The sequence below is a fragment of the Acinetobacter sp. YH12052 genome, assembly GCF_013419835.1.
Classification (GTDB): domain Bacteria; phylum Pseudomonadota; class Gammaproteobacteria; order Pseudomonadales; family Moraxellaceae; genus Acinetobacter; species Acinetobacter amyesii.
Map to the genome: position 1 here is coordinate 131,706 of NZ_VOZI01000010.1, position 7,926 is coordinate 139,631.

Genomic DNA, 7,926 nt, shown 5'->3' on the forward strand with positions numbered 1-7,926 from the left:
TTTGTTTTAGGACTTAGACCAAAATATCTCGTTTACCATTTGGCCCCATCCCACTGACGATGCCATTTTCTTCCATCTGATCAATAATCCGTGCAGCACGGTTATAGCCGAGACTGAATTTACGCTGTAAAGATGAAGTCGATGCTTTACGTGTTTCCAAAACGAAACTAACACATTGATCATACAGCGCATCACGGTCTGATCCACCATCACCATCTTCAAAACCGCGAGATGTCGGCTCTTCATCATAAGGCGTGAGGATCTCATCGACATAATTCGGTTCACCGCGCTCTCGCCATGCATCACAAATACGGTTCACTTCATCGTCTGAAATAAACGCGCCATGTACTCGTTCAGGTTCAATTTTACCCGGTCCGAGGAACAACATATCACCATGACCCAGTAAGTCTTCCGCACCACCAGCATCTAAGATAGTACGTGAATCCAGTTTACTGTTGACACGTAACGCAGCACGGGTTGGAATATTGGCTTTGATCAAACCTGTCACCACATCTACGGTTGGACGCTGTGTCGCCAACAGCAAATGAATCCCTGCTGCACGTGATTTTTGTGCAAGACGGGTAATCATTTCTTCGGCTTTTTTACCCACTTGCATGATCATGTCAGCAAATTCGTCGGCAACAATTACGATCAACGGCATTGGCTGTAAACGTGGCGCACGACTTTGGGTTGCAGAGTCATCTGGCTTCCAAGTTGGATCAATCAGATCTTCACCATTGGCCATTGCTTCTTCAATTTTGCGGTTAAAGTCAGTCAGCTTACGCACTTTCATCAAGGACATCAGCTTATAACGACGCTCCATTTCATTCACACACCAGTTCAATGCACTCACCGCATCTTTCATGTCGGTTACAACAGGCGTTAATAAATGTGGAATATCGTTATAGTTGGCAAGTTCCAACTGTTTCGGGTCAATCATGATGAGACGCAGTTGCTCAGGTGTGTATTTCAACAACATCGATAGCAACATGGCATTGACTGCGACTGACTTACCAGAACCTGTAGTACCTGCCACCAACATATGCGGCGCTTTCGCCAAATCGGCCAAGACAGGATTACCCGAAATATCTTTACCCATCGCCATACTAAGTAAGGCATTTGGATCACGGTATGCCGGCGTTTCTAACAGTTCAATAAGACGAACCATTTCACGTGAACTATTCGGAACTTCAATCCCGATATACGGTTTACCCGGAATGACTTCCACCACACGTACAGAGGCCATAGACATCGAACGTGCCAAGTCACGTGAAATATTGGTCACTTTCGACGCTTTCACACCAGGTGCCAAATCAAGTTCAAAACGTGTCACGACAGGTCCCGGCTGTGCCTCTACAACTTTGGCTTTGACATTAAACTCTTGTAGTTTAATTTCTAAAAGTTCAGACAGGCGAGACAATTGCTCTGCAGTGAAATTGACTTTCTTATTTGGGTCAACCGGATCTAAGATTTCCAAGCCCGGCAAAGTCGGTAAATCCAAGCGTTTTTGTGCCACTTGCATCGCACGTGACATTGGACGACCAGAAGCATCAGTTAAAGGCGCATCAAAGTCAAAATCATCTTCGAGATCTAAATCGATGTCTTCAGGTTTGCCCGCCGTTTCTTGCCACACTTCACGGAAAGCATCTTTATTCGAGCTGATTAAGGCTTTTTCATCATCAGATACAAAAGTCTGCGGCTGCGTATTAATTTCAGCACGAACCAAAGGCGTAGATTGCGCATAACTACTGGTTGTACGAACTGGCTGTGACTGTTCTATCGCTCGCTCTGCTTCTTCAACCAGCAAATCATCGAGATCATTAAATTCAGTTTCAGCACTGATATTTTTTTGTGTGGTCAGCGGTGTAATCTGTGCAGCAGCTACACCTAAACCTGCAAGTGTGGCAGCAGCACCTGTAGCAAAGTCATTTGAATGCGTTGCAGGACTTTCACTTTGCGCTGTATTAAATGGGCTATGTACATCCGTCGCTGTTTTACTATTCGGGACAGCCGCTAACAGCTCATCAAAGATCTCATCATCATCCCAATCTACTGATTTTTTAGCCGCTGTCACCGCTTCTGTCGGAGAAGTCGAATGCACATCTGCTGTTTTGTTGAAATATTCAGTTTGATTGGCAGGCTGCTCTTCTTCTGCAGCTTTCAGTAAAGCATCAATATCTTGTTTGTGGCGTTGGTCATCATTGGAATGTAATGCGCGCCAAACTTCACCTGTTGCAACAACACGTTGTTGATCTTGTTCAAGCTGATGCACTTTCGCCAAGGTATGTTCAAAATCTTCATCAGATGGTGTAGCAGTCTCTGCCAAGTCGACTGCAGATGAATGTTGTGCGTTCCATTCTTTGTCTGCCCATTCTTTATCGGCAATATCATCAAATAAACGTTCAGCGACGCGATCACGTACCACAGGATCGACATCGACCGCATGATGTTCATCGGCTGGTGTTACTGGTGCAACCACTTTTGATGCATGCGCAGCAGCACTCTCTTTTTTAGTCGTTGGCACTGTACGGTCAAAAGCGGTATCGCCTTCAGGGACATTACGATAGAACAAATCTTGCAGATAAGCTGGTGTGGATTTCATGGTTGCCCATGTCTTATTCCACTTAATGCCAAAGGCCAAAGTGAACAACATGATCCAAAATGCAATAAGAAATATTGCTGCACCATAGACCGTTAATATTTGTTCAAGACTTTGACCCAGTTCATAGCCAATGATCCCGCCCGATGCATTTTCTAAAGTATCTTCAGGGACATTCCAAAACAGGAAAAGTAAACTTGAAGTTGCCAGTAAAATAAAGAACTGAGCGGCATAGCGAAATGGACGGTTTAGAAAACTACGTGGCCACCACACTTGAATTGCTTCGAGAAATAAATAGACAGGTATCAGCAGACTTGCCCAACCTAAAAATCCATAGAGTAAGTCAGCTATCCATGCACCTGCGACGCCGCTGGCATTTGAAACTTGCTGAGTATCACTGGATAAATGCATCCATCCCGGATCAAATGGCGTATATGTGACTGTTGCAAGGAACAGATATATCCCAAATGAAACAAGGAATAATGTCATTATTAAGCGCTGTGCATATGCACCCGACACCGCTGTCATATACGTTCCTGTAACCAATTCTTCATGAATGTTTTTGTCATTACCCACAACAAAAATGGGCTGAATCTAAACCTGTTATTATGCACCTGTTCAATAAAAAAGATGCAAGATAATTTAAGTATAGTTGTTAACTTTATTCTATATAGCTCAAAACGATTTCGATGATCAATAATATCGACTTTAATCTCACACAATCGTTTCAAACTTTGACGTATAATTCCACAAATTATCATATAAAAAAAGGATTCTACGGATGAGCGCTCGTCACTCACGTCTAATTATTTTAGGTTCTGGTCCTGCAGGTTATAGCGCTGCGGTATACGCTGCCCGTGCAAACCTGAAACCGACACTCATCGCAGGTATTCAATTAGGCGGTCAATTGACTACAACGACAGAAGTAGACAACTGGCCAGGTGGTGCAGAAGGTTTAACAGGCCCTGCCCTAATGGAACAAATGCAAGCGCATGCTGAACGTTTTGGCACAGAAATTGTGTATGACCATATCAACGAAGTAGATCTCAATGTTCGTCCGTTCGTGCTTAAAGGCGATATGGAAGAGTTTACTTGTGATGCATTGATTATTTGTACAGGTGCAACTGCACAATATTTAGGTCTTGAATCAGAAGCTGCTTTCATGGGTCAAGGCGTGAGTGCATGTGCAACATGTGACGGGTTCTTCTACAAAAACCAAAAAGTTATGGTTGTCGGCGGCGGTAATACTGCTGTGGAAGAAGCGCTGTATCTTTCAAACATTGCTTCTCATGTCACTCTTGTACACCGTCGTGACACTTTACGTTCAGAGAAAATTCTGCAAGATCATCTTTTTGCAAAAGAAAAAGAAGGTAAAATCAGTATTATTTGGAATCACCAAGTGGATGAAGTCATTGGCGATAACACCGGTGTGACTTCTGTACGTATTAAATCTACGCTAGATGATTCAACTCAAAATGTTGATGTCACTGGAATGTTTGTGGCGATTGGTCACAAACCAAACAGCGGTATTTTTGATGGTCAATTGAACCTACGTGATGGCTACATCCAAGTTCAAAGCGGAACTGCGGGTAATGCAACACAAACGTCTATTCCGGGTGTATTTGCTGCGGGTGATATTGCCGACAGCATTTACCGTCAAGCCATTACTTCTGCAGGTTCAGGCTGTATGGCTGCACTCGATGCTGAAAAATACCTTGATGCACTCGGTGAATAATCTTTTGCTTAAGTCATTTGCTTAGCTAAACAGTTTTAAAAATTAGCCGACCTGATGATCGGCTTTTTTATGTATGATAAAAATCCGTATACCTCAATAAGAAGCTTGGCATGCCGATACTCCCTCCTTCTGAATTTACTTTCCCCGAACCTGTTGAATGCGATCCCGAAGGTGAAGGCTTAATTTGCATCGGTGCTGACCTCTCCCCTTCCACACTGTTTGAAGCCTATAGTCACGGTCTTTTCCCGTGGTTCAGTGAAGGTGATCCGATTTGTTGGTGGTGTCCTGAACCCCGCTGCATTATTCGACCGAAGGACTATCATCCGAGCAAATCCTTATTACGCAGCATGAAAAAAATGGACTATAAGATCACCATTAATCATGCGTTTGAAACTGTAATTCGCTCATGTTCTTTGCCGCGTAGTTATGCCAATGAAACATGGATTTCAGAAGATATTATTCAGGGATATTCTGCGCTGTTTGACGCAGGCTATGCTTATAGCATTGAAGTTTGGGAAAACGAGATCGTTGTCGGTGGCCTCTATGGTGTCAATATTGGTCATGGCTGCTTTGGCGAGTCTATGTTTAGTACACGAACAGATGTCTCTAAAATGGCTTTTTACACCTTAATGCTCATCGGGCAAGAGAATCAGTTGCCATGGATTGATTGCCAATTGGTCAACGATCACCTCTTAAGCTTAGGTGCAAGTACACTTTCTCGCCAACAATACCTTAATTCGTTACAAGATGTTGTTAAACAACCCTCTATCGATTGGAAAAAGTATCAGGACAGTGTATTTTCAAGTAAAACAATAGCGCAATGGGCAAGTCTCAGCGCATGACAATAAAAGAGGGATATTACGATGAATTCCTATCAACCGAAGTCCCTGTTGAACGAATTACAGTACTACATCACGCCTCCGCATGATTGTAGCTACTTAGAAAATAAATCTGCTCGGATGGTCTTTCTTGATCCTGTCCATCGTATTGATGTGGTCACGTTATCCGAACTTTCCCGCATGGGTTTTCGTCGTAGTGGTGATTTTGTCTATCGCCCTGAATGTCATCTTTGTCGCCAATGTCTGTCCTCACGTGTGCCTGTTCATGAATTTCAAATGAACAGCATGCAAAAAAAAGCGTGGAAACGGAATCAAGATTTAACGGTGAAAATTAGCCGCCCTCAAGATGCCGATGCAAAGCATTATGCCCTGTACGAACGCTATATCAATGAACGGCATGCTGATGGTGATATGTACCCACCCAGCCAAGATCAATTTGAAAAATTTTTAATCAATAGCTGCACTGACAGTTTCTTTTTAGAGCTGTGGTTGGATGAGCAACTGATCAGTGTATCTACCTGTGATCCACTCGATGATGGTATTTCAGCGGTATATACCTTTTTTGATCCTGATGAAAGCCGTCGCTCATTAGGTACTTTTGCCATTCTGAAACAAATCGAGCATGCACAAAAGCTTGGACTGCAATATGTCTACTTGGGCTATTGGGTGCCCGATTCGCAAAAAATGAATTATAAATCTCAGTACATTCCACTGGAACTTCTGCTTGATGGACAATGGCGTCGACTCAACCGACCACTGACCCAAGAAGAAATCAGCCAACTGGGGGATTCCCTGATGACCACCCTGCCTTCCGGCTGGAATAATCCTATTATTAAATAAAAGGGATCAACAAAAGATATTCAATAAAAAAGCATCCGTTTATTCACGAATGCTTTCTTTAAATCTGACTACGCTTCACCACTTTTATTTAAATAAAGCTGCAAAATCATCACTACAAGCCTTCACCATAATAATGGCATGTTCTCGTGTTCCATCGGCATTTGGATAATAATTCTTTCGCAAATCGATTTGATGAAAATCCGCTTTTTCATATAAACGGATCGCAGGTTGATTACCTTCTCGTACTTCTAAGAAGATTTGAATGGGGTTATTTTTGAGTAAAGCAATAGATTCATCGAGCAATTGAAAACCTAAGCCTTTGCCTTGCTGGCCCGGATCGATCGCCATTAGCAATAAATTTGCTTCATCCAAAACGGGTTGTAAAATGCAAAAACCTACAACTTTTCCTTGTCGCTCAATCACTGTACTTTGATAGGCAGCAATCGATTCTTGAAATTGTTTTATGGTCCAAGGATGGCTTTGTACGCGGCGCTCGATATCGTAAACCTGCTGTACATCAGCGTCTTGCATCAAACGAATCATCTTCGTTTATCTTTCTATAGCTAGGGTATGCGCATTATAAAAAGTTTGCCTCTAAAGTTGAATAAAAAAAAGAGCGATTTACATCGCCCTTCTCAAAAAGTCACCACAGCGCTGTGATTAGAGACCCAAATATGCTTTCCACGTTTTTAACAAACCTGAAGTATCTAAATCATTCGGGTGAAAACCTGGTTTAAAATACATCAGCATTTCTTTACCCATACCAGTGATGATGCCTTTTGAAGGGCTATAACCATAGGTATAAATATCTTTTAATGCTTCAAAATTAAGCTTGTTATCTTCTTTTAATAAACGAGCAACAAAGTAGCTTTGTACGAAGAATAAAGTCACCATTGCGCCAATCAATGAGCCTGTTCGGAGTGCGTAGGCCTTAATTCCCTGACCAAAGACACCTTCAAAAACATCATAAGCCACGGCTTTATGTTCATTTTCTTCAATCGCATGCCACAACCACATATTTTTCATGGTTTCATCTGTCATTAAAGCTTGAATATGTGGGTTAACCAATAACTGTGAAGCGATGGTTGCAGTGAAATGCTCAAGTGCCGTAGTTGCGGTAAGATCTACCATTTCTTGAGTGATACCAACAGGTTTACCAATACGTGCAAAAACTTTTCGCACACCTTGGATAACTCGACCCGTTGCCTTATCAAGCGTTTCGACATCATGACCGTATTTTTGTGCAGAGGCATTGAAACCTTCATGCTCTTGCGTATGCATGGCTTCCTGACCAATGAAAGCACTAATTTCTTTTTGTAGGGCTTCATTATTTGCGATCGCGGGATGTTTACGTACTGCACGCACACTATCAATAAAGAACATTTCACCCGCGGGAAATAAAGCAGATAATGCGGTCATAAAATGTGTCAAACCAGCTGAGCCGTTCATCCAGTACTCTGGTACCGCATCAAAATCAAAATTCATGCGGCGTACAGGGAAACTTGCACCTGCTCGATTAGTAATCTTTACTTTAGCGTTCATGCCTAACTCCTTTTTGAGTTATGAAATACTCAAACTTTTATTGGTTTTCTTGAGTTCATATTACGGTTTTATTGACGCGTAATTATTTCAGTTAAGGACAGTGAATTATCACTAAAGGACAGCTTTAAAAAATATTGTCAGACAATTTCCCTATCACATTGAATAAACATAAAAAAAAGCGCCTCAAAGAGGCGCTTTTTTACACACATTTAGTGATTATGCAGTTACTTTAGAAACTACACCAGCACCAACTGTACGGCCACCTTCACGGATCGCAAAGCGTAAGCCAGCGTCCATTGCGATTGGGTGGATTAATTCTACTGACATTTCTACGTTGTCACCAGGCATAACCATTTCAACGCCTTCTTTAA

6 protein-coding genes and 1 pseudogene are annotated in these 7,926 nt (G+C 42.3%); 3 read left to right on the top strand and 4 right to left on the bottom strand.

The features are described 5' to 3' along the window. Positions 1–13: 13 nt before the first annotated feature. A complete protein-coding gene (locus tag FTU06_RS09400) occupies positions 14–3,127 on the bottom strand; it encodes a DNA translocase FtsK (RefSeq protein ID WP_180146220.1) in 3,114 nt (1,037 codons plus the stop codon). Between the two features lie 253 nt (positions 3,128–3,380). Here FTU06_RS09400 and trxB point away from each other — a divergent pair, with 253 nt between their 5' ends. From trxB to FTU06_RS09415, 3 genes are all read left to right on the top strand, one after another. Continuing rightward, positions 3,381–4,334 carry a thioredoxin-disulfide reductase gene (gene trxB / locus FTU06_RS09405; RefSeq protein WP_180026552.1) on the top strand — a complete coding sequence of 318 codons (954 nt, stop codon included), beginning with the start codon at positions 3,381–3,383 and terminating at the stop codon, positions 4,332–4,334. A 110-nt stretch (positions 4,335–4,444) separates the two neighbouring features. Beyond that, positions 4,445–5,176, top strand: coding sequence for a leucyl/phenylalanyl-tRNA--protein transferase (gene aat, locus FTU06_RS09410; protein WP_180146223.1), 732 nt, complete (start codon positions 4,445–4,447; stop codon positions 5,174–5,176). A gap of 21 nt (positions 5,177–5,197) precedes the next feature. Then, positions 5,198–6,013, top strand: coding sequence for an arginyltransferase (locus FTU06_RS09415; RefSeq protein WP_180077400.1), 816 nt, complete (start codon positions 5,198–5,200; stop codon positions 6,011–6,013). 84 nt (positions 6,014–6,097) lie between these two features. Here FTU06_RS09415 and rimI read toward each other — a convergent pair whose 3' ends face one another. The 3 genes and pseudogenes from rimI to tuf all read right to left on the bottom strand — a co-directional run. Further along, positions 6,098–6,556, bottom strand: a complete 459-nt coding sequence (rimI, locus tag FTU06_RS09420) for a ribosomal protein S18-alanine N-acetyltransferase (protein ID WP_168379089.1) — start codon at positions 6,554–6,556, stop codon at positions 6,098–6,100. A gap of 117 nt (positions 6,557–6,673) precedes the next feature. Next, on the bottom strand, positions 6,674–7,555 hold the full coding sequence (locus FTU06_RS09425) for a metal-dependent hydrolase (RefSeq protein ID WP_078193116.1): 882 nt from the start codon (positions 7,553–7,555) through the stop codon (positions 6,674–6,676). Between the two features lie 216 nt (positions 7,556–7,771). Next, positions 7,772–7,926 (bottom strand): annotated as a pseudogene (tuf, locus tag FTU06_RS09430) (elongation factor Tu); the annotation flags it as partial.

Bases quoted from the DNA above. Each gene is read 5' to 3' on its own strand.
- trxB (WP_180026552.1), top strand. From the start codon at position 3,381: ATGAGCGCTCGTCACTCACGTCTAATTATTTTAGGTTCTGGTCCTGCA.
- aat (WP_180146223.1), top strand. From the start codon at position 4,445: ATGCCGATACTCCCTCCTTCTGAATTTACTTTCCCCGAACCTGTTGAA.
- rimI (WP_168379089.1), bottom strand. From the start codon at position 6,556: ATGATTCGTTTGATGCAAGACGCTGATGTACAGCAGGTTTACGATATC.
- FTU06_RS09425 (WP_078193116.1), bottom strand. From the start codon at position 7,555: ATGAACGCTAAAGTAAAGATTACTAATCGAGCAGGTGCAAGTTTCCCT.
- FTU06_RS09400 (WP_180146220.1), bottom strand. From the start codon at position 3,127: ATGACAGCGGTGTCGGGTGCATATGCACAGCGCTTAATAATGACATTA.
- FTU06_RS09415 (WP_180077400.1), top strand. From the start codon at position 5,198: ATGAATTCCTATCAACCGAAGTCCCTGTTGAACGAATTACAGTACTAC.